Annotated in this window: 14 protein-coding genes; 4 read left to right on the forward strand and 10 right to left on the reverse strand. The window is 48.8% G+C overall.

Annotated elements, in window-relative coordinates:
* Window positions 1-131 precede the first annotated feature (131 nt).
* From LZD49_RS26715 to LZD49_RS26725, 3 genes are all read right to left on the reverse strand, one after another.
* Window positions 132-1,679, reverse strand: a complete 1,548-nt coding sequence (locus tag LZD49_RS26715; RefSeq protein WP_234670795.1) for a RagB/SusD family nutrient uptake outer membrane protein — start codon at window positions 1,677-1,679, stop codon at window positions 132-134.
* Window positions 1,680-1,699: 20 nt separating this feature from the next.
* A complete protein-coding gene (locus tag LZD49_RS26720) occupies window positions 1,700-4,738 on the reverse strand; it encodes a SusC/RagA family TonB-linked outer membrane protein (protein WP_234670797.1) in 3,039 nt (1,012 codons plus the stop codon).
* A 518-nt stretch (window positions 4,739-5,256) separates the two neighbouring features.
* The gene (locus LZD49_RS26725; protein WP_234670799.1) at window positions 5,257-5,610 is read right to left on the reverse strand and encodes a VOC family protein; all 354 of its coding nucleotides are present in this window, start codon (window positions 5,608-5,610) and stop codon (window positions 5,257-5,259) included.
* An 89-nt stretch (window positions 5,611-5,699) separates the two neighbouring features.
* On the opposite strand from LZD49_RS26725, the gene LZD49_RS26730 reads away from it, so the two are divergent.
* The 3 genes from LZD49_RS26730 (at window position 5,700) to LZD49_RS26740 (ending at window position 7,469) form a co-directional block, all read left to right on the forward strand.
* The gene (locus LZD49_RS26730) at window positions 5,700-6,416 is read left to right on the forward strand and encodes a porin family protein (protein WP_234670800.1); all 717 of its coding nucleotides are present in this window, start codon (window positions 5,700-5,702) and stop codon (window positions 6,414-6,416) included.
* A gap of 26 nt (window positions 6,417-6,442) precedes the next feature.
* Window positions 6,443-6,634 (forward strand): hypothetical protein, encoded by a 192-nt coding sequence (locus LZD49_RS26735; RefSeq protein WP_234670802.1) that lies wholly within the window; start codon window positions 6,443-6,445, stop codon window positions 6,632-6,634.
* Window positions 6,635-7,025: 391 nt separating this feature from the next.
* Complete coding sequence (locus tag LZD49_RS26740; protein ID WP_234670804.1) at window positions 7,026-7,469, forward strand: hypothetical protein; 444 nt, start codon at window positions 7,026-7,028, stop codon at window positions 7,467-7,469.
* Between the two features lie 10 nt (window positions 7,470-7,479).
* Here LZD49_RS26740 and LZD49_RS26745 read toward each other — a convergent pair whose 3' ends face one another.
* The 6 genes from LZD49_RS26745 to LZD49_RS26770 all read right to left on the reverse strand — a co-directional run bounded on the left by LZD49_RS26745 (window position 7,480) and on the right by LZD49_RS26770 (window position 19,565).
* Window positions 7,480-8,166 carry a DUF1345 domain-containing protein gene (locus tag LZD49_RS26745; protein WP_234670806.1) on the reverse strand — a complete coding sequence of 229 codons (687 nt, stop codon included), beginning with the start codon at window positions 8,164-8,166 and terminating at the stop codon, window positions 7,480-7,482.
* A gap of 214 nt (window positions 8,167-8,380) precedes the next feature.
* A complete protein-coding gene (locus tag LZD49_RS26750) occupies window positions 8,381-9,787 on the reverse strand; it encodes a gliding motility-associated C-terminal domain-containing protein (RefSeq protein WP_234670808.1) in 1,407 nt (468 codons plus the stop codon).
* Window positions 9,754-10,302, reverse strand: a complete 549-nt coding sequence (locus LZD49_RS26755) for a hypothetical protein (protein ID WP_234670810.1) — start codon at window positions 10,300-10,302, stop codon at window positions 9,754-9,756. The genes LZD49_RS26750 and LZD49_RS26755 overlap by 34 nt, the downstream gene beginning before the upstream one ends.
* Window positions 10,303-10,377: 75 nt before the next feature.
* Window positions 10,378-11,583 carry a T9SS type A sorting domain-containing protein gene (locus LZD49_RS26760; RefSeq protein WP_234670812.1) on the reverse strand — a complete coding sequence of 402 codons (1,206 nt, stop codon included), beginning with the start codon at window positions 11,581-11,583 and terminating at the stop codon, window positions 10,378-10,380.
* Between the two features lie 538 nt (window positions 11,584-12,121).
* On the reverse strand, window positions 12,122-13,144 hold the full coding sequence (locus LZD49_RS26765; RefSeq protein WP_234670814.1) for a T9SS type A sorting domain-containing protein: 1,023 nt from the start codon (window positions 13,142-13,144) through the stop codon (window positions 12,122-12,124).
* Window positions 13,145-13,172: 28 nt separating this feature from the next.
* On the reverse strand, window positions 13,173-19,565 hold the full coding sequence (locus LZD49_RS26770) for a N,N-dimethylformamidase beta subunit family domain-containing protein (RefSeq protein WP_234670816.1): 6,393 nt from the start codon (window positions 19,563-19,565) through the stop codon (window positions 13,173-13,175).
* A 604-nt stretch (window positions 19,566-20,169) separates the two neighbouring features.
* Between LZD49_RS26770 and LZD49_RS26775 the strand changes: the two genes are divergently transcribed.
* Window positions 20,170-21,057: a bestrophin family protein gene (locus LZD49_RS26775; protein ID WP_234670818.1), complete on the forward strand. Its 888-nt coding sequence runs from the start codon at window positions 20,170-20,172 to the stop codon at window positions 21,055-21,057.
* A 75-nt stretch (window positions 21,058-21,132) separates the two neighbouring features.
* Here the strand turns inward: LZD49_RS26775 and LZD49_RS26780 are convergent, their stop codons facing one another.
* A complete protein-coding gene (locus tag LZD49_RS26780; protein ID WP_234670820.1) occupies window positions 21,133-22,104 on the reverse strand; it encodes a ketopantoate reductase family protein in 972 nt (323 codons plus the stop codon).

Here is a 22,104-nt window from a genome sequence, read left to right on the forward strand (position 1 = left end):
AAATCCCAGTTGGTAGACAATCTCATCTACCGATAACGATGTCGCGGCACTTCCGCCGATCTTCTGATATCTTTCATAAAAAAGTGGGCTGTCCCGGTAATTGGAACAGCCCACTTTTTCAATCCAAATAATTAATACCCCGGGTTTTGTTCGAGATTCGAGTTCACGGCAATCTGCGGACTTGGTATCGCATATACCAGCGTTTTAGGATCCGGATCGGCCGGTTTGATCTGTCCTGCTTGCAGGAATTTACCAAAACGGATCAGATCCTGTCTTCTCCAACCTTCCCAATACAATTCTCTCGCACGCTCGTCCAGGAGGCCGTCCAGGTTCAGGGTTGTCAGGTTTGCTGCGCTCCGGTTGGTACGGATGGAATTCACGATTGCGAGGGCGTCGGCTGCACTTCCAGGCGTTCCGCCACGTAAAATTGCTTCCGCTTTCATCAGGAGCACATCCGCATACCGGTACACTACCCAGTCATTGTTTCTCTGGCCTTTGGAAGCGTAATCAAAAGGATATTTGATCACCCGAATTCCGGCCGTTTCCAATGTGGCACCGCTGGTCCGGATGGTAATCTCTTTCGAGAAAACCAGAGGCTGGGTTGCAGGATTTCTGGCATTCAACGGTTTGTTGGTTACCCAGCTGTACTGCTGTCCTTCCAGAAAACCGGCGTTTTGGATCTTGTAACCCTTGCTGCGGTTGGAAGTCGTATCGGCCGGATAGTTGTAATAGATCCCTCTCCTTTCGTCCCCAGCCGCAAACTTATCATAGTAGTTGGAAAGCGTCGCCCAACCATTCCACCCGCCTGGGGTCATGTTATAGTGCGATACAGTCCAGTAGGCCCTGTCAACGCCTCCGCCTCTCACGCCTTCTTCATTATAAAGCGTAAAAATGTTTTCGGTGGATTTGACATTATTGTCCGGAGCGAAATTATCAAAATATTTGCCCGGAGCCGATATCGTATAGCCGGTGATCTCATTAGCGAGTGCAACAACTTTACTCATGTCAGCAGCGTCGAATGTCGGGCTTTGTCTGTTCAAAAATACTCCCTTGTTCAGATAGAGCTTCATCAACAGCGTTCTGGCTGCATTTTTATTTGCAACGTATGCAGGACCGGTGGCAGGCAGATCGTTCAGGATCGCATTCACTTCCGATATAATGAAATCTACGGCTTCCTGTCCTTTGAGTGTTTTAGGAAGCTCGCGGAAATCTTCCAGGCTCTCGCGGTAAGGCACCACACCCCACAAATCCAGTACATCAAACATAGCCAATGCGCGGATGAAACGGGCTTCGGCCGCCTGCTGGGCGGAAGGCGCATAGCGCAAGACATTCGATGCCTGGTAGATTGCGGTAAGCAACCCGCCAAACGTGTTGCTCATGTAAGAGTTATCGGCATTCCAGGTATGCAGGTGAATGGCCCTGTGGGTACCATTATCGTCCCAGTCGCCCCCACGTGTAGGCGCTACCGCCGCATCCGTAGAAAGCTCTTGCAAACACCACCGGTTGTCTTGCTGGTAAGGGCCATTCAGTGAAGAATAGGCGCTTATCAACAGCTCCGCCGGATTAATATTACCAGTTGTACCTTTTTCGAGCGCACTGCCGAGTTCTTCGTCCAGGTCGGTGCAGGAAAAAAGCAGTGCGCAACTCAGAACTGCCGCACAATATGATTTAAGTTTCATGAATTCTTTGTTTTAATTAATTACAACGAAAAGTTTACGCCCAAAAGGAATGTTCTTGCCGATGGGTACGGAATGTATTCGATTCCAAGGGAAGGAATTCCGCCGCTGGACCCATCGGTATTCACTTCGGGATCAAACCCTTTATAGCCTGTCAACACAAACAGGTTCTGTCCTGTAAGGGAAATGTTCAGATTTTTGAACGCCTTTCCGATGTTCCCTACCCGATAGCTCAGGGTGACGTTAGACATTTTCATGTAATCGCCCTTTTCCAGATAGCGCGTTGATGGGGCCGCGGAGTTGGATGTAGCTTCTTTGATATCCTTGTTGAAGAATTCTTTGGCGATATTTTTGGTAGACAAGTTATTAATACCCAAAACAGTCGCGAAAGTATTGTTGAACAGGTAATGTCCAAACGCGCCGTTCATGTTCACAATCGCGGAGAACTTCTTATACGTTACATCCGTAGACACACCCAAAAGGTATTTCGGGTTAGGACTGTTCACATAAAATTTGTTCTGAGCCGGGTCTACCGAAGTACTCGCCGTGCCGTCCGCTCCTTCGTACATGCTGGTTCCTGTTGCAGGGTCCAGACCCGCGTATTTAGCCAGATACCAAACGTTGAGCGGCTGACCGCTTACCATCCTTTGTCCCAAAACGCCCGAAAAACCTTGACCTCTCAATGCAGCGGTTTCGTAAAACCCTGGCAGACCGGATACACTGTTTTTCAAATACGTCGCATTGGCCGACAGGTTCCAGGTCCAGTCCTTTGTTTCCAGAATCGTTCCGGTCAACGCCAATTCCACCCCTTTGTTTACCACTTCTCCATCCAGGTTAACCCAGATTTTCCCACTTGGTGCAGGTTGGGCAAGTGTTCTCTCAAACAAACCATCGGTTGTTTTCTTGTGAAACACATCTAATGAACCGACGATTCTCGACTGGAACAAACCAAAGTCGATACCTCCGTTAAATGTTTCGGAGCTTTCCCATCTCAGATCCGGGTTTCCGAAGTTGGCCTGGCTAATGCTTTGAACGTCAAAAACATACCGGTCTCTCGAAGCGCCTGAATCAAACTCGCGGTTACCTGTTTTACCCCATCCCAAACGAAGTTTCAAATTGTTCAGGGTGCTGTTTCCTTTCAGGAAAGATTCATTGGAAACGTTCCAGGCGAATGCCAACGCAGGGAAATTTGCGTATTTGTTATTTTCCCCGAACTTGGTCGAACCATCTCTCCGGATAGTACCGGTAAACAGGTATTTATCCAGGTAATTCAATCCAACCCGTAAAAACAGGGATTGTAGCTGGTTAGTAGGTGATTTATAAGAGTTTACCCCGCGGTTACTGGCCACCGAATAGTTCAGGTAATCGTAGAAATCGAGGCCGACATCCGTAAAACCGCTACCGCTCAGAGAATTCCAGCTATTGGCATAATCCAGGTATTCATAACCTGCCACTGCATTGATATTCAAGGAAGTACTTATGTCCTTATTGTAGCTAAGGGTGTGGGTAAGTTGCTGGTTTGTCTCGGAATTATTTCCAATGAAAGCAAATCCATTCCTTATCTGCGCGGGATCGATCATGCCTCTTATGTACCTTCCTTTTCTCGTACCAGTCTGCCGGGTAATGCTGTAAACCATCTTGTATTCCAGATCGTTGGTGATCTTGTAGGATGGCGCGATGCTGGCCACTGTCGTATTAACCACGGCAATGTCCTTGTATGCCCGTAACGATGCCAACGGGTTAATAGTTGAAGGGCTTACGTAGGTTAATGAATCACCATTCACCTTCAATGGACGAGTTGGGTTCCAGGTTAAGGCCTGTGAAATAATGTTTCCTTCAAAACCAACGCCTACGTCGATGGGAGCAAGATTTTCGTTCGTTTGCGTAAACAATACATTAAAATCCAATCCCAGTTTTTTACTCTCGAGGAACCTGAAACTGGTGTTCAGGCTGGCGGTGTACTTTTTCAACCTTGATGTTTCAATGATCCCCTTCTGGTCCATATACCCTGCTGACACCCGGTATTTACCATTGTCGGTACCACCTGTGATCGCCATTGAATAGTTTTGAACCGGGGCCGCTCTTGTGATTTCATCGAAAGCATTGACATTTCCGCCGAAGTCAGCACCAGCCAGATCGTTCGGTGCGTAGAATTTCACAGCGTCCCTGAATTCATCGGCATTTAAAACTTCCGGTTTTCTTAGCAAGCTCGATACACCTGTCGAAGCGTTGAAACTGACCGTTGGTGCTCCCGACGAGCCCCTTTTTGTGGTGATGATCACAACACCATTGGCACCACGCGAGCCGTAAATAGCTGTTGCCGAGGCATCTTTAAGGATGTCCATGCTGGCGATGTCGTTCGGGTTCAGGTATGCCAGCGGGTTACCGCCATCCGAGCCGAAGCCGCCGCTTCCGCCCGGACGGGCCGAGCTGCCTGAAAGCGGGATTCCATCCAAAACAAACAAAGGGTTGTTACCAGCCCGGATCGAGGAATTACCCCGTATCCTTACCGTAGTTGCTCCGCCAGGCTGACCGGTGTTGTTAATAACCATGACGCCCGGCGTGCGGCCCTGGATCAACTGATCGGGCGCTGTAATGACACCCTTGTTGAAATCCTTTGGTTGCAGGGAGACGACGGAACCCGTTACATCCTTTTTCTTAACGGACCCATAGCCGATCACCACAATCTCTTCCAGCGCTTTCACGTCGTCGTTCAGCACAACATCGATGGTCGTTTCACTTCCTACAACAACTTCCTTGGATGAAAACCCGATAAAACTGAACGCCAGGGTGGATGCAGGCGGGGCAGAAATCACATAGCCCCCTTCCATGTCCGACGAGGTTCCTTTGGTAGTCCCTTTTATGGTAATGGCAACACCCGGCAAGGCATTCCCTTTTGAATCAGTCACTTTTCCCTTGATGGAAACATCCTGGGCATATACATTGCTATTTAGCAAAGCACACAACATTAATATTGCGCCCATCCATTTCATTCTGGAGTGCGCGGGGTTTTGCACGTACTTTTCGTCGGGACGATAAAGACGTAGAATTAAATTCATCATAAAAAAATTAGTTAGCGTTTGTTAAAAATGGTTAGAATTCAGGCCCTTGGCCGGTGGTTAGATCTGATCATGCATCGTTTAAGTTTTGGTTTTAGTTAGATATTAAAGGTCAAATTACCGGCTCTCGGGCGTGGGAGTATGCCGACCGTCCCGGCACGAAACTGGCTGATCATGCAAAGTGGAATTGTACAATTTATGCCACTATATCCCAGCTCCTTAAACCGATAAAAACAGCAAAAATTACGGTCAAATAAATTGCATTTTTTCGAGAGATAATAAAATTAATCGATTTAACCGCTGGTAAATTAATATAAATAGTTTTGATAATGCAATAAGAAAACTCCAAAAACAGACCTCTTTCGCAACTATTTCTTAATTGCTGGATTTTATCAAAATATTGTACAAAATTGACATTCGAGAAGTACAAATGCACTTGGTAAAAGCGCAAAAAAGCCTGTCCAATATATTGAACAGGCTTTCAAAGTATTTTGAATATTATTAATGAAGACAGGCCCAGCCTACCGGGCCCAGACCGCAAGTTCATTCTGGTCGGGATCGAGGAATTGAAAGCGTCTCCCACCAGGAAATTCGAAAATATCCTTCACAATGATGCCCCCTGCTGCCAGGACCTTTGCCCTTGTTGCTTCGAGATCTTCCGAATAAATAATGACCAGAATACTACCTCTGACCGGTACTCCGGAAGTGAAACCGCCGTCGACATAATCTCCTTCAAAGGCGCTGTAACCCGGACCGTAATCAGTAAAAACCCATCCAAAGCTTTCTGCGTAAAATTGTTTGATACGTGGAATGTCCCCGGAGAGGAATTCGATGTATTGTACCTGCTCGTGTTTTTCTCTTTGATCTGACCCCATTTCGCTAAATAAATTTTTAACAAACTACCGGTTACATTTGATTTTTTACTTTCTTGGCACTGCTTTAATTTAACCCATTCCACATAGCCATGCAAATATTTGGAAAATTTTTCAAAGCCTCAATCCTTACAATTGCGTGCTTTACAGCCCGTAATGAGGCTAATGCACAACTAAGCCTCGGATTAAAGGGCGGCATAAATTGGAGTAACCTGAACGTGAAAGAGGATGGCGGAACTTCATTTGATTCGCGTGTGGCTCCTAATTTTGCTGTACTTTTCAACTACCAACTGGGCCCGTCATTCAGCATTCAGGCAGAACCGGGATTTTCGGGTAGGGGCGCCAAAATGGAGGCGGAAATTAAGACGGACCTCATCCAGCAAATCCCCTATCGGATCGTTAGCCACGGTACTTTAAAATTAAGTTATTTCGAGTTGCCGCTGTTAGCCCAATACCGTCCGCACTTGTCTGAAAAACTGGAAGCTATCATCTCGGCAGGCCCTGAACTGCGCTTCCGTACTGCTCCGGTTAAAGTAAAATCCACCACCACAACCTACGTAAACGGTGTGGTTTCAGAGTCGGTAACGAACACAGAATCGAACGACGACGCAGTCGAGAAGTTAGATGTGGGGATGGCTTTTGGCGCGGGCGCAGCCTATTCGATCAGTAAATTCAAAGTATTCGCCGAAGCGCGCTATCATCTTGGGCTTCGCAATATAACCGCAAGCAATCCGGATGCGGTAACGAAAATTTATAACCGCGGCGCTTCTGTGGTGCTGGGCGTAACCGTGCCGCTGTTGAACAGATAAATAATCATTGTCAGGAGGCACCAGCAATGAAAAATCTTCCCCTTCATATCCCTGCGATTGCTCTTTTGATATCCTTCAAAGCAGCTAACGCCCAGGAACGGTTTGTCAACGTTGGAGGTCATCAGTTTCATGTTTACACCAAAGGTGACGAAATGCTGTATGAGCGGCTTTACAAGCCTGTAAGGATCGATTTCACTTCGTTTTTGCCCGTCGAGTGAGCAGCAGGTACTGACAGCTTTACGGAAAACCGACTTCTCTGAGGTTTCAAGCTTACCGCTGCCTAATGTTCCCATTTATTTTCTGATAGGGGGCAAATTTGAAGTACCGCCCGATCGCCGAAGCACGGAATATAACCACCTCCAATTTTTCGAAGTTCTTACCAACGTCAATATTGAACGCTGGAAAAAAGTTATCAATACTTCCTCCAAGGGCGGGATGTTGTGGTATCTCTCCAATAGCGGCCATTACCTGCATCGCGACGATCCCAAAGTGGTGATTGCTGCGGTAAGGATGATGATGGATAAAAGATAGTACTACTTTACTATTGCTTTTTTAAGGAATATCAGTTAGTATTACTATTACGTTGAACCTTCGAACAAGAATTACGCGATGCGCAGTATTTTATTAATCACCGACAATATTCGGGCAAAATCCGCCATGCTCATCCTGCTGAAAGACGGTTTTAACGCTGCTTTTGTGCAAGATATGGGCTTTAAAAAGGCTGCGTCATTTCTTGAAAGCAACCCCGAGCCAGACTTAATTATTTACACGTCGGACCTGAATTCGACCGAGACGTACAGCGACTTCCTGAACATAAAAGCATTGGCTCCCAAGGCCAAGATATTGCTTTATGCAGCCTTTATTACCACTGGCCCTCATTTGTTCGACTACCTGGCGGCTGGGGCCAACGGTCTACTTTCTCTCGAAAGCAGCACAGCCGAGCACCGAAGAGCCCTGGACACTGTCATGCGCGGAGATTCGTTCATCGATGATCGTTTGAGAAGTGAGATGCTTCTATTGAGCAAGCAGCGATACGTCGACGGAACTTATTGAAGTCAGGCAACTAAGATTTGCTTTGTATCAACCCGGATACGACATTGATGGTCAGTGCCACAAGAAGCGTATTAAAAGCAAAGGACAAAAGGCTGTGAACGAGCGTAAGCCGTCTGATATCTTTGGAAGATATCGTTACGTCTGAGACCTGGAATGTCATACCGATCACGAAAGAGAAATAGGTAAAGTCCAGATAATCAGGTTGCGGTTCATTTGGGAATTCCAGCCCCGAAGGTTGGTGATTCTTGCCATCACTTTTTAGGGTACGGTAGTAAAGATGGGCATACCGCAATGTGAACACGGTGTGGACCAAAATCCAGGAACAGATAACACATGAAAATGATACAATAACATGCAAGGTCAGATCTGACCACGGCGCTGTCCTTCTGGCATCTTGCAGCAAGAATAAAATTGCGAAAAGGCTCACAAAGGAGGCTACAACTACAAAAAGAAAAATCAGGATACGGCCCGAATCTTGCGCATGCACCTCACGCGGGACCTCCGCAGGGTGCGAGCTGAGGATTGTTACCCAGGCAAGCCCCACGTGTACGGTACTGTACACGAGCCAGCCAACCATCCAGTTCATGGGTTGTGCCACAAAAAAGGAAGTTGAGGAGATGGCTATTGACGCAAAAAGCAGGGATATCCAAAGCTTATGGCGGGCATTCAACCGGTTGATAAATTTGATAATTCGCATAGAGAGCGTCAAACATAATTTAGATCCGAAAAGATAAGTGGCTTGCTTGGTTTTCGAAAATTTACGTCAGCCTCTTCTTCAACTTTTCCACATTAATACTGCTGCGAAGGAGCACGGCCCCATGCGTGTTTTATTACATACGTGGGACCTTCACTTTGGCAGGTGGTCTTCTATTCTCAAGTCATTTCGCAGCTATGTAGAATCCAGGTTAATGCTACCGCAACAAGTTGACCCAGCCCTTGATACTTCGGTTTAACAACGTATTGTTTAAGTGATAATAATACTGGCCACTCGACAAGTTTTTGCCATTCCATGAATTATCATAGTTCGGGTTAGCATACACCCGCTTACCCCAGCGGTTGTAAATTTCCAGGCCCCAGGACGATAGCGAGACGTTGTCAATGACGAAAAAATCGTTCTTGCCATCATCATTGGGGGTAAAAACGTTGGGAATCTTGCCGGGGCAATCGTAGAAGTCAACTTTTATCGTGTCTTGCGATGGGCATTGTTGCGAAAGCGAAATGGCAACAAAAAACCCTGATTGTTTTACCGTGAACTGAGACGCCTCGGTCTGATCCTGCCAAAGCAATTTCTCCCGGGTACTGGTTTCCAAAGTCACCGTTTCAAGTTGACAAGCTTTCATGTCCGGCCCAAGGTTGACTTTGGGGATTACATCGATCTTAACAGTATCCCTAATACTGCAACCCTCGTAAGTCAAGGATGCATAATAAGTACCGGCACTTTCAATTTTATAAGGGGTTTGGGTCGATCCGTCCTGCCATTTCAGTGTAAACGGGCTGATACTGTCGAGCGCATAGGTTTGGTTTTGTCCTTCACAAATCGTTAGATCATCTCCGAGAAATCCGGCTTTCGGAATAGACGCAATATCCAGTTCTTTCAACGACACGTCGTCGATGAGGTAATAGGGCTCTGATGCCTTATAATAGGTCGTTGCAAAAGCTGTGTGCCGATCATCCAAAAAATTCCCTATCGTCAGGTATTCAAAATTATCGCCCGCTATAAAACAGCCCGATATCTTTGTCCATTTAGCGGTATCAGTAACGATTTCGGAAGAGATGATCTGAGGATCAAATCTTAAAACGGGGTATTTCCCTGCGGTAACCTTGCCAACTGATTGCGTACTTAGAAGTCCCCCAAATCCGCTGGTAGCCAACGAACTGCTGAATTGCCGCTGCACGTAATATTCCAGATAATATGCCTTTCCTTTGGTCAGGGGCCTGATCAGACGGGTTTGTAAATACTCACGGTACTCCTGCACTTTATCCAAATCCTGGTATGTGTTAAACATCGCCTGGGAGGTGTGTATACCAGCGCAAAATTTCCCGTTACGTGGAACCGCCTTGGTCCCTAAAAAAATATTCGAATAACAGGCGAGTGTTGTGTCCGCATACCACAGATCGCTACTGCCCGCAGTGGGTGAGCGCCAATGAACCAGATAGTCTTCGATACCGACTCCACTGTCTGTCGATATAATCCCGCAAGGCTTTGCTTTGTAGTTTTCAAAACCAGGGTCCGGCAACAGATTTTGCCCAAAAACTTGCCCCGGCTTCATCAACAGCACTAAGATCAGAAAGATCTGCCGATAGAGATAGCTGGCCATGGGAATAGAACGTTTCGTAGTTTATAGGACTTGCTCCAGTCGACATTCTCTGCATCGTATGCCACGGGAATGAGGCCACCAATTCTTACAATCCAACGGCTGTCCGCAGCCTGATACCGATAGCCTATTCTGACTGCCGAATACCAGGAAGTGGCTTTGCCGGAAAACGCTTCCCCTGGCATTGTGGATCGCTTCTTATCCTGTAACATGCCGGTCAGACCAACTTCCCAATGGTGTTTTTCTCCCTGACCCATGATACCGGATTCCAAAATGGCGGCCTTTTGAATTGAACTTCCTATGGGTTGGTAGGTGCCTCCTGCCTTAATAGTCCACGCGATGGCTGCATTTTGGGCAATGATACGTTCGTAATGAAGCGAAAAGGGAATTAAGAACTCTTCCCTGCCGCTCAATTCTAATTGGATTGAATTGAGCTTTTGGAACTTGCCGGTGTTTTCCTGGCCTTTTGTCAAATAGCTTAGAAAAACAAAAATCACAAGGCTGATCAAAGCTTTCATATCTTTTTTATATAAGATAGTACTTTTTGCTAGTTGCTGGCAAAAAGTACTATCGGAAGTGTTAAGACACCTAACCTATTCTAAAACGATTCTCGTTTTCTCAGTCTGAATCTTTGAATTTTCATCGGGAATGGCGTGCAGATAATAAACCCCGCGTGGCAAATCTTTCACATCGATATTTATCTTATTACCATCCACAAAAGATTTTTTACTAAAAACATCGGTAACTGAAATAGATTTGACGACACGTTGATGAGACTCTGATATAATATTTAGGGTCTTCGGCAAAAAGTCCGGCGATTCGGTATTCCTGAATTGTATGGAAAGGCTATTTTTCGCAGGATTTGGATACGCCATTAGCGAGCTACCTGCTGGCGGAATGTTAAAGTATTGCGTTGATGAAGACCCGCACGCATTCGTCAATACCACCTGAATCGTTCCGCCATTGACACTACTGATGTAATTTGCATATCCGGAAGTGCTAAACGAAGCGTCTCCGCTTACCAGGGACCAGGTTGCACTGGCCCCACCCATCGGATTATTGGTTATCGAACAATGCCAAACGTTTGAAGGCCCGTCAAAAAGTGTTTGGTTCGAAGAAGTAATAATTGGGGGACCGTACCATAACGTGGCTGTTGATGAAGTATTAGATACAAAAGGAGTGCATTCCGTGTATATCGCCGTCACCGTAATATTCCCAACATTTCCATTTGAAAGGCCTGAGGGAAATTTTACATGTGTTGCACCATTTGCAGGGTTCGAATATCCGGCCGAATTTTTTAAAGTCCAGCCAGATGGCGCCGACCACTCCATTCTGCAATGAAAAAAGCAATCTGTCGCATTGTTTTGCAATGACGGAGTCGAGGATATAGCAACCTCCTGATTTGCCGAACACCCGATAACCAAGCCGTTGTTGGGCGGTGGCGGGGTTACGCCGGCCCGGGCAACGTCCTTAATGTATACATAACTCGCACCAATGGACGTGGCAGTTGCTTTTAGAACCGATGCGCCGGTAGTATTTAAAAACGTTACAGAAATTGTTTTGCTGTCACTTGGGCTTCTATTCCACGTCTGCGCAGGAAATGCTGCTCCGTCGTTGAATAACTCTAATTTCCAGCTAACATAGATGGCTGGAAAAGATGTTACTGTAAAGCTGACAGTCTGCCCTGGGCAAACTCTCGATGGCCCCGTAATATCGAGCGCGAGAGCAGAATGCCCTTTTAGTGCGCCAAGAAGTACGAGCAAAAACAAATAAGCGGTTGGACGTAATGCTCTTTTCATCGTTGATTAAATTAAGTGAAACATTAAATAATTAATTACAGAGAAAGACTGGCAAATCACTGCCCCGGCGGTTAGCGAACAGCATTCACTTTCATCTTTGCAGTTTTAATTGCATGCAACTGAATGTAATTGGTTCTACCAAGGCAATAGGAAGTGTTTCAATCAGAATTACTGATTGAAAAAGATTGGCAAATCTTAATGGGTGGGTGCTGGTAAAAGAATAAGACTTGAAACTCTGTGGAACGTGCTTAACTAGAAAATAATCTCGTTTCCATGAACGAGCAAGCCATTACGTCACGAATATGATGATGGGGTGCCTATCGGTTACTCCAAATATAAACAATAGAACAATTACTACAAATTTTTGTACAATTATTTTTTTGAAAGTTTATATGGGGAGCTAATCTGCAAAGAAGATGGAATTCCCGGCGTTGCTAGTTTCGTTATTTTACTGCAAATGCGATTAACTGAAAAAAAATTACCCGGAGGCATTAAAGCTCCGGGCAATATAGATTACGGGTAACCCAAAAATCAGTCGCTATTGCACGATCGCAATTTTTACGGCTTTGGCTTTTCCTGACTTTTCCACGATTTCTACTACATAGGCACCGCTGCTGAGGCCTCTGACGTCAATGGTCCTGGAAATACCTTTTCCGCTGGCAGTATAGATTGCTTTGCCGCGCAGATCATAAATCCTGACGCTTTTCAGATTCCCGAGATCTTTGATGCCTAATTCGATCCGTCCGGAGGCCGGGTTTGGGAAGACAATGTTTTGATTGGGAATGCCTTCGAAAGTGAGACTTTGTATCCTGCTGTAAGCAAATGTCCTATCCTTGTCGACCATCTTTAAACGGTAAAGATTTTCGCCATTGGCTGGCTCTGGGTCGACAAAGGAATAATGCCGCAATGCAGTGCTTTCTCCGCCCGATTTCACACTACCGATCACATTCCAATTTACCCCGTTGAAGCTCTGCTCGATGTCGAACCGGTCACTGTTGGTTTCTTCTGTCGTCGTCCATTTGAGTAATGCAGATTTATCTTCCTTCGTAGCCGTGAAACTTGTGAGCGTCACGGGAAGTGCGACGTTGGCCACCGTGATGGAGATCCTGGTAAGCGGTGCAACGATCGTCCAATCGCCGTCGAGTTGCTGTATCTGGCTGGTAACGGCCAGGCTTTGGTCGCTGCGTGCAAGTTGTGAAGTAACAGGGACGATCCACACCGGATTCTGTTCGGATGCGTTCGTCCAATCCTCGGTCAGGATGAAACGGATGTTCGTCGGGGTAGAATTCGATGCCCGCGCCCAGCCTGCCGGGATGGTGATCTGATCTCCGTTCCAGGGAACTTCCGGTACCATGGTGAATATCACCTGCGCCGTTCCGGCAGGGATCGTTCCGCTCGTTTTTCCAAATGAGGCCAGAAATGTCCCTTTTCGCGGATAGCCATCGAATGCTTCGGGAGTAAATTCGGCCAGGCCGGCATTCACTTCCTGCGCGCTGACCGGGCTTTCGCAGATCGGGAGCAGGGCACAGAATACTAATGCGATTATATGTCTGATTTTCATGAGTATGAATGTTAATGCGGTGAACCTGTTATTGTTTCGAGACGCCGATAACTACATTGTTATTTGTGAAACTGGCGGGGTTTTCCCCTCCCGAATTGTCCTTAATGAACGCCCTGAAATTGTAGGCCCCTTTGCTCGGACTAGCCGGTATGGTGAGCGTCGCAGTTACAAGGTATCCTCCGGTCGGTGTGTACGGAATATCCACGTCCGTATAGAATTCGTAGAAGAGCGTACCCGAGCTAGCCAAAACCCAGTCGGTGGCCGCCTGTCCTGTCAATGTAATGACCGAAGCGCTGGTGGGCTTGAAAACCTGTAAGTAAATGCGGGCAGTCGCATTCGTGTTGACCCTGGTGTTCCTGATCCTGACAACCAGCGGATTTACCGTCACCATCGATGTAAATTCCACATTGTCCATCACCATATAAGGCCGCAGATCACTCGGGCCGGAACAGTCGATGGAACTGGTTGTAACTACCGCGGTCGAATTATCCGTGTTGAAGCAGGCATTGCTGTTGTCAAAATAGAACGCATAATAGGTGCCCGGAACCGACGCCACCGTTGGATCGGCAACCTGTGTGCCATCCTGGTGACTAGCCGTGGTGTAGAACACGACCGCCGTTCCCTCCGGCGCAGTGCTGGTGACCAAAGCGGCAAGATTGACCGTTGTGACCGGACATGCATTGCTGGCCGTAGCCGCAGACAGCACTACCTGCTCGGTCCCTGCATGGCAAACGACAATCGGATCGGCACAGCCGATGGACATAGCCGTTAATACGGGTGTCGTGACAGGATTCGACGTGGACAAGTCTGCGCGGTATTGGATGTAGCGCGAGATACCGCCTACATTGGAACCGCTGGCGGGGATGGGTGTGAAGGCTGTCCATGAACCGTCCGGCTCGGCCACATTCCCTTGCCGCTGGAAAATTTGCAGGCCTGTGCCTTCCGGTAAAGTAGCCGACCACGTCGCCGTTTCCCACATCTTGGAAACACCAGTATCATAAACACGGGATGTAAAGCTTCCGCTCGCAGCATAAGGGGTCGCGCGCAACCAGTCCAGGCTCACTCCCGGGGCACTATCGCTATAATCGCTGATACCCACGCGCATCGGGGTCGAAATCGCCGTATTGCTTGTATGTACGAGCGCTCCGTCGACGTAGAACAGGATATTCGCAGGGTTCCAGTCGATCCGGTAGCGATGTGGTGTTCCGATCAAGTTTTCGCTAAGATTGATGTTTTCAGCCTGCCCTCCATGAAGGATCACCCGGGCTTGTAGCACGCTGGTGCTTGTGCCGGTACTGAACATAATCCAGGTGGCGGTATTATTATACATATCCACGTTGTTACCAGCGCCTAGCCCGATATGTTGAAACGACGACGCGCCAAACGTGGCCACGAACTCGATCGAAGTACCTGGCGACAATGTATTTCCTTCCGGCTCGGTGTTGTAGCGGGCGCCATTTACAACGAGTTGGCCATCAGTGATAACAGACGAACCGCCTCCGCTCCAGGGAAAGCTTTGCCATTGGTCAGTAGAGGGCAAGGCCGTGAATTCTTCGGTTATGATCGGTTTCAAACTCACACCACCACCCGAAACATATGTGCCGCTTCCGGTATTGCCGGAATTGAAATGCGCGGAAGTCAGGTCTTCAAAACAAGCTGGTTCAACCTCAGGAGCAGTGGTAAAGCTCAATGGCGCATCCGGTGAGGCAGGCGAAGTACTGCTGGCCGACAATGCATCAGCCGAAGTGACCCTAAAATAATAGGTCATCCCCGGATCAAGACCTGTTAATGTAACTGAATGGCTCGTAACAGGATCTGTACCAGCAGAATTTTGGGTAAGCTGATCCGCCGTGGTTCCATAATCTACCCGGGAGCTGGCTGCTTCGTCGGTAGACCACGTAATGACCGCCGAGCCGGCAACCGGCTGCGTAACGGTCACGTTCGTGATCTGTGGTGGGTGGTTGGTTTCGATCTCGTAAGTCGCGACATAGCTTCCATTATTCGCTGGGAAAAAGGCGTAGGCAATCCCTTTGATCGTCTGGGTGGTGTAAGATACCGTGTTGCCATTAACGATAATACCGGTCAGATGGCCGCTCTGCGCCTCGGTGGGCACCATTGCCTGCATATTGTTGGAGCCGGCGGCGGTGGAGATATTGAAATTCAAAGCATTGCCTGCCCAGGTTACCGCACCGAAAGACGAGTTATTCCTTCCATCGAGCCAGGTGAGCATTTGGCGGGCAGCGATAACGGGAATTTGTCTGGCCTGCGCCGCTGCGATGATCGCGTCTGAGCCCTCTGAGCCACTTTCATCGGTATGCATATTGGCTGTAAATACCCCATAATAGCCCTTGCTGCCGGTCGCATTGTCGAGCAGGATGGCAATATGCGTGGCGTAGTTTATTTCCGATTCGTCGGTCAATTGGGTGGCAGCCTGGTAGACATCGATCAGGGAACCATCCATATCCGCAAACCGCATGGGCATACCCGAGCCGGTGAACATTCCGGGGCGGTCGTTGACCCATTCAGCAGGCCAGTAGTAGTAATTGGCATCCAGCCGTATCCCATTTTCCAGTTCCAGTTTGGGCATCGTGGCCCAGTCGCTCCATGCAATGCAATGCGTCCGGAGCGTGATGGTGGGCGACAAACCCGGGAAGTTCGTTGACAGATCGGCAAGTTGGTCGCTGAAAAAACCCCTCAGGGAGTTTTCGTCGAAGTTGTTACAGCCTGTCGACAAGTGAAGGCCTATTTCAAAACCCTGCGACTGAAAAGCAGTTGCCTGTGCGTTGGATATCGGTGTTTCAGGGTAAATGTAAGATGTGCCCCGCACGGCTGTCCAGTTGTCGACCGCCTGCTGATCATTGGCGGAGCTTTTGGTGACATAATCGTCGAATCTGCCTGTGGTGCCGCCACTACCGTGGTCGTCGCCTGTCATGATCACAGCTGCCTTCAGGCCACGTGGCAAATACCAGAACCGGGGCAGCGGCTTTTTATGCAGATTACCCTGCAAAATGATATTAGCCAGCAGGCGCTGCTGTTCATCGGCTTGCGGGATGCTTACTTTGTCCAAATCGATCCAATCCGGGTAAAACAAATCGTTGGAACGGATCGGGCCGCTCTGCGAATCGCGCTCCTGCCCTGCCCATGCGGGATTTCCTTGCCGGGTGTACACGACAGAGCGCGCCAGATCATAGGTAAATGCGATCGCCTTGCCGCTATTGGCACCCACATTATTCAGCGTCACCGCCGGATTGGATGTAGCCGTTCCCGCATCCGCGTAGAGCGTGGCAATGCTGGTCGCACCATTTAAAGTGTACAAATCGGCCGTTCCGTGAAATTGGATACTTTCGTCCACAATGCCTGCACCGGGTCCCGTTGCGGTATTAATTTTCACATATTTATCACTCAGCGTTCCTCCCGCCGACGTTATGCCGAACAGCGATGCAAGGCCTGCCGCAGGCCGGAAGCCGATAAGCGTTCCACCGGCGTTGACCCAGTTGGTAAGGGAAGTGATATTGTCACCCAATAATGCGATTTCACCCAAAACAACCACATCATAACTGTTTAGCAGGCCCGGATCAGCACTGATTTCCGAGATATCCTTTGCTGCAAATTCATTTAAGCCTTCCGCTCTCAGGATTTCGACAGGGTAACGGCTAAATGGGTTTGCACCTGAGCTGATAACAAGGATCGGCCCGCCAGGTCCGTCGTTTGGCGATGGGCCAGGCGCTGATTGTGTACTGAACGAGAAACTGAAATCAGCGGCCAGGGCGTTGCCGGCCACATCTTTAATGCGCGGGTCCGCGCCCCCGCCTTTCACCACAACACTGTAAGTTGTCGAGTAGCCTAATGACATAGCGGGATCGATCGTGACCAACAGGTTTCCGGCATCATAGGTGACGCTTGCTGCAACCTCCTGCCCTCCGTTGCTCAAAACAACGGTCGCATTGGAAACAGTGGCCGGGTCGATGGCCTCGCTGAATTTGACAGTCATGTTATTGTTGATGTTGATGCCTGCAGCATTGGCTCCCGGAACGGTGGCAGTAACAGTCGGTGGAGCTGTATCCGGGCCAGTTTCGGTTTCAAAAACAACATCGACAAAGTAGTTGCTCGATTGATAATTGTTGTTAGGAAATGCAGGAGTAGCCGAATACTTGTAAACGCCGTTTTTCCCGTCCTCGTCATTGGCCAGCGCTTTCAATGGCCCGTTGATTTTGGCTATATCAAAATAGGGGTTGGCTACTGAATAGTAGGCCGAACTGCTATGGTAGGAAATGACATAGGTGGTGTTCACCGAAATAGCCACTGGGGAGCTGAATGCCACCTGCTGCCATCCGGAAGCTGTTTCATTGATGAAAGTGGCCTGCGCGAGCAGCTCCCCACCGTTGCTATAAAGCTGGCCGATATGCGTGCCGATATTGCCGGGGTGTTTGTAAAACCGTGCACCGGTCACAAAACCCTCGACCGAAGAACGGAACTTCATACCCAGCTGGATCGCCTGCCCACCGTCTTGGTGCAGATTTTCGTCGGGCACATCGGTGGGTCTGAACACCGTACATGGGCAAGGCAGCACCTCAGGTTCGGTAACGGTCACGTTTGTGATTGAAACGGCGCTGATATTACCCGAATCGTCAAAGGAACGTGCCCGGATCGCCGCTGCACCCTGGTTGGCAGGCACCCAGGAGAATGTCCAATTGTTAGTAACGGTGACGCTGGCGCGTCGCCATACAGCTCCTCCATCGACAGATACCTCCACGCCTGCGATAGGATTCGTATCTGTCGCAATTCCTGTAATGATCACCTCGGAGCCTGCCGGAACATTATCGGCTTCGGCCGGGGCAGTTATTTGGACAGTCGGGGCCTCGGCGTCGGTTGACGCCGAAGCGATACTCAGGTTGTTCTGAATCGTCTCTGGCTGCACCCCCATATCGGCAAACAGGTTGATAGTGGCCTGTTGCATGGCCAGGTTTACCGGTTCGTTGCCGCGGTCGTGCTGGTCGTCGAGCCCCCAGGTCCATTGTACAGTCCCCGCACCAAACACCAACGCGCCGCTTGAATGCTTGTAGAGGCTCAGGTGGTGCACTTTCCCATTCACGACAGAACGCGAAAGGATGATCCGGCCGGCCGGATAAGACTTGCGGTAATTTTCCTGTTCGGGGTTCCATTCATAACCCAGCGTGTTCGCCGTCAATGTGGCGGAGCTCCCGTCGGCCAATGCCGCTACACTCGTATTCCGCCAGAAACGCAGGTTTTTGTAGTCGCTCGGGACCTCGATCGTGCCAGTAGTACCATCCCAGCTGATCTGCCCGCTCAATTCATTTTCGGGATTGCAGCCACCGGAATTCGGGAATTCGCATCCGCTCCTCCACAGGCCCGTCCATTCATCGGTGCTCGTATCGCATTTGCCATTACACTGGTTTTCCCCCTCGGCGCCTTCCTTGTAGCAAACCAGCGTCCGGTAAGGCGTTTGGTCGATACCCAGGCTGTTTTCCCAACGTGTTCTCCAATAAACCTCATTTCCGCTGAAAAATGCAAGATGCTTACCATTATTCCGGGCTGCTGTCACGTTCGCCCGCATGCCCGGGGACCAGTATTCATCGTGGCCCACAGACATAAAGACCTTGTGGTTGGTGATTAAATGGCCTCTTCTGTCGGTATCGATATTGGTCGTATAGGTAATATCGTAACCATTTTTTTCTAAAAACCGGATCATCGGGTACTCCGAATTGAACAGAAAATCCTCATACGCTCCCCCGCCTCCGCCGCCGGTCCGCGTCAGAAATGGCCGGTTGTAGCTTACCTTCGACGCCTTGCCTCCTACGCCGGTGTACAGGCTTCTGCCGTTGCTGGCATCGCCATATACATTGTATGCCTGCCAGGTTGCATCCGAGGTTTGAAACATCAATGCGGCCGTGCTGGCATCATCGCGCACCACGAAGGTGATATGGCTGGCGCCCTGATTATCCGCCCGGACCAGTTTGGCAATGTAAATGCCCGACACCGCCTCATCCGGAATAGCCCATGAGGCAGATACTTCCCAGTTGTCACAATCGATCAGACCGGTGGCAGGATCCGTCATACAGGGAGGCTGGTTTCGGGGCGTAATAGTCGAAACCGTGCCCTGTAATCGTGCTCCGTTCCCCTGATAGTAACCCAGGCGGTAGATCGTGATCGAGTAATCAGTTGCGTCCGTTTTAATTTTAAAAACCGCAGTTTCACCCTTGTTGTAGCTGATATCGGTGGCGAAACCCTGGATCGTCAGATCGCCGGAGCCGTCGACGTCCCATTCCGTGGCAGGATTGCCCTCTAGGACATTTTCGGCCACGATGGCGTTGACCTGCGCGGCGGCCGGTATACTGAGCATCCCTGTCAGGAAGGCACAGGCAATTAAAAGAAAAATTGAGTTATGTAGTTTTCGTAGCATGGGGTATTGATTTTAAAGGGAACAAAAAGGACATACTTCGCCCGCCCTCGCCATTTGGTGAAGTTTTTATTGGTCCTGCAACTGAATGATAATCAGTCCGGCTTAGCCAAATACAGAGGAATAGCGACCACGGAGGTTTTCTCTCATATAAGGGTTAAGTTTGGTTAGCAAAAATGAATGGGAGTGGTATGAACTACTTTCGAAAGTTCTTTGATAAAGTCTGCCCACAGATAGTGCCCTATCTTACAGTCAGACATCAAAAATTAGTGGGAGTTAACGCCTGTCAGTATTAATATTCACCTACATGAAATAACATTTGACAATGCGCAAAAATATTATAGGACAATATGTTTATAAATTATTTTAAAACATAGAATTTCCAAAGGTTTTTTTCTTGCAAATAGTTGATTATTAGCAACTTAGTAATATATGTACAATGTACAGCCCAGGGTTACAAACTATTTTATAAAAGCAGTCACAAAAACCAACAGCAACGTTGACTACGGAGGGAAGTATACGTACGTAGATTTTATTCGGAGGCCGGCATGATTTTAGATTTACTGAATGATATCAATCAGCAACAATAAACCCACAGACAACCAATATGCTTATCGGCAATAAAATCTCCGTCGGATACTTCGTGAACATGATCAAATGGGATGTGATTGCCATCCTTTGCTATGCCTGCATCTCGGGCGCGCTGGACCACTTTTCATTTTTAAAAAGTATCACAATTCCGCTTGCCGTTTCCGCATTGATCGGTACGCTTCTGTCTTTGCTGCTCGCGTTCCGTACAGCGCAATCTTACGAGCGGTGGTGGGAAGCGCGCATCGTATGGGGGGCGATCGTCAACGACAGCCGGACGCTGATAAGACAACTGATACACTTTCTGCCCAACGACGGGCAGAAACCGGGTTTGCTGGCCGAATTCGCGGTCAGGCAATCCGTTTGGTGCTTTGCCCTCGCCGACAGTTTACGCCGGTTGCCCTACTCGCCGCACGTGGCCGAATATGCCATCGCCCATCTGCTCACAGAGCAACATCTTCCCAACCAGCTTCTGACAACCCATGCCGAACGCCTGTCCGCGATCTCGGAGAGTCATGGTCTCGATCCGATCAAACAAACGCAGTTGGACAGCACACTCACCCGGCTGACGGAAGCAATGGGAAAATGTGAGCGCATTAAAAACACGGTTTTCCCCCGCTCATACAGCATCCTGCTGCATTTCCTGATCTACGTGCTGATGACCATTCTACCCTTCGGCCTGGACGATAAAAATGCGCTCATTGAGGTGTTTGTAGTAACCTTAATCCCGGTTTTGCTGATAGCGATTGAAAGAACGGCGATTGTTTTGCAGGATCCCTTTGAAAACCGGCCTACGGACACCCCAATGACCACCATTTCCATCAATATCGAGAAGAATTTAATGGAGATGGCCGGGGAACAGGTCCCTGAAAGATCCAGCGGATCCGGGGACTACTATTTGTTGTAACCCGACACGCTCCAATGCTGGTTTTATAGTTTTGAACGTGTAGTCGTTCGGTATGTTTCTAACTTAGTTTCCGAATCAGCGGGGATTATAGCCATGCGCCGGAGCCGTGATGCGACGGCCTGTCTGTTGTTCTGCTTTCAGCCGGGTCAATTCGCCCAGGAGCCTGGTTTCCCGCACCGAGTGGCTCAGTCCGAGCTTCGCAGCCATGGCCGCGATTTCAAAATTCAGGGTATCTATCTCGGTTTGTCTTCCGGCGCGGATATCCTGCAATGTCGATATCAGCTGACCATCGGATGCGCGGCTGATTTGCAATAAACTCTCTTCCAGCTCATTGCCCGTTAAAAATATACCGTTTTGGTGAGCGATCAGCAGGCATTCCCCGATCACCCGCCGGGCTATCTCCAACGCGGCATCGTTTCGGTAAAATATGCCATTGTCCGTGTCCAGCAGCGGGCATACCGAATTAAATACACAATTCACAATGGCTTTTTCCCAAACAATTTGCTGAATATTCGCTTTCGTGCGGAAGGAAAAATAAGGCGTATCGAGCTGCCGTACGATATCCTGCAGACGATCGCTATGACCCATCTCTATCCCGACCGGACAGCTTGCGACCGGCTTGAACCGGACCGTCGCGTCACCCGTCACCTGACTGGTCACAAACAGTACGCATCGATAAATTTCCTGGAATCCCAGTTCGAGAAACGGCTTTTCGATACCCAGGCCATTCTGCAACAGCACAATGGGCGAATGGCCGGCCTTGCTTTTCAATTCAATTGCCAGCTGGCCGTTACCAAAAGATTTGGTCGCCAGGACAATAATCCCGTTGATGGTTGGAAAAGAACTAAATGTCGTAACGGCCACCTCCGCTTCCAGCACTTGCCCGTCCGGCATTTCCACGCCAATGTTTTCCATCTTTCGGCTGCCGTCGTTCACGCTACCTCTGATAATGGTGGCCTTCCGTCCCGAGAGCCTCAGAAATACGGCCAGGGCCTTTCCTATGGCACCTGATCCGATGATGTAAATATGGTCGTCGCTGGAATACAT

This window comes from Dyadobacter sp. CY261 (assembly GCF_021440085.1).
Classification (GTDB): Bacteria; Bacteroidota; Bacteroidia; order Cytophagales; family Spirosomataceae; genus Dyadobacter.

Bases quoted from the DNA above. Each gene is read 5' to 3' on its own strand.
- LZD49_RS26715 (WP_234670795.1), bottom strand. From the start codon at position 1,679: ATGAAACTTAAATCATATTGTGCGGCAGTTCTGAGTTGCGCACTGCTT.
- LZD49_RS26720 (WP_234670797.1), bottom strand. From the start codon at position 4,738: ATGATGAATTTAATTCTACGTCTTTATCGTCCCGACGAAAAGTACGTG.
- LZD49_RS26725 (WP_234670799.1), bottom strand. From the start codon at position 5,610: ATGGGGTCAGATCAAAGAGAAAAACACGAGCAGGTACAATACATCGAA.
- LZD49_RS26730 (WP_234670800.1), top strand. From the start codon at position 5,700: ATGCAAATATTTGGAAAATTTTTCAAAGCCTCAATCCTTACAATTGCG.
- LZD49_RS26735 (WP_234670802.1), top strand. From the start codon at position 6,443: ATGAAAAATCTTCCCCTTCATATCCCTGCGATTGCTCTTTTGATATCC.
- LZD49_RS26740 (WP_234670804.1), top strand. From the start codon at position 7,026: ATGCGCAGTATTTTATTAATCACCGACAATATTCGGGCAAAATCCGCC.
- LZD49_RS26745 (WP_234670806.1), bottom strand. From the start codon at position 8,166: ATGCGAATTATCAAATTTATCAACCGGTTGAATGCCCGCCATAAGCTT.
- LZD49_RS26750 (WP_234670808.1), bottom strand. From the start codon at position 9,787: ATGGCCAGCTATCTCTATCGGCAGATCTTTCTGATCTTAGTGCTGTTG.
- LZD49_RS26755 (WP_234670810.1), bottom strand. From the start codon at position 10,302: ATGAAAGCTTTGATCAGCCTTGTGATTTTTGTTTTTCTAAGCTATTTG.
- LZD49_RS26760 (WP_234670812.1), bottom strand. From the start codon at position 11,583: ATGAAAAGAGCATTACGTCCAACCGCTTATTTGTTTTTGCTCGTACTT.
- LZD49_RS26765 (WP_234670814.1), bottom strand. From the start codon at position 13,144: ATGAAAATCAGACATATAATCGCATTAGTATTCTGTGCCCTGCTCCCG.
- LZD49_RS26770 (WP_234670816.1), bottom strand. From the start codon at position 19,565: ATGCTACGAAAACTACATAACTCAATTTTTCTTTTAATTGCCTGTGCC.
- LZD49_RS26775 (WP_234670818.1), top strand. From the start codon at position 20,170: ATGCTTATCGGCAATAAAATCTCCGTCGGATACTTCGTGAACATGATC.
- LZD49_RS26780 (WP_234670820.1), bottom strand. From the start codon at position 22,104: ATGTATTCCAGCGACGACCATATTTACATCATCGGATCAGGTGCCATA.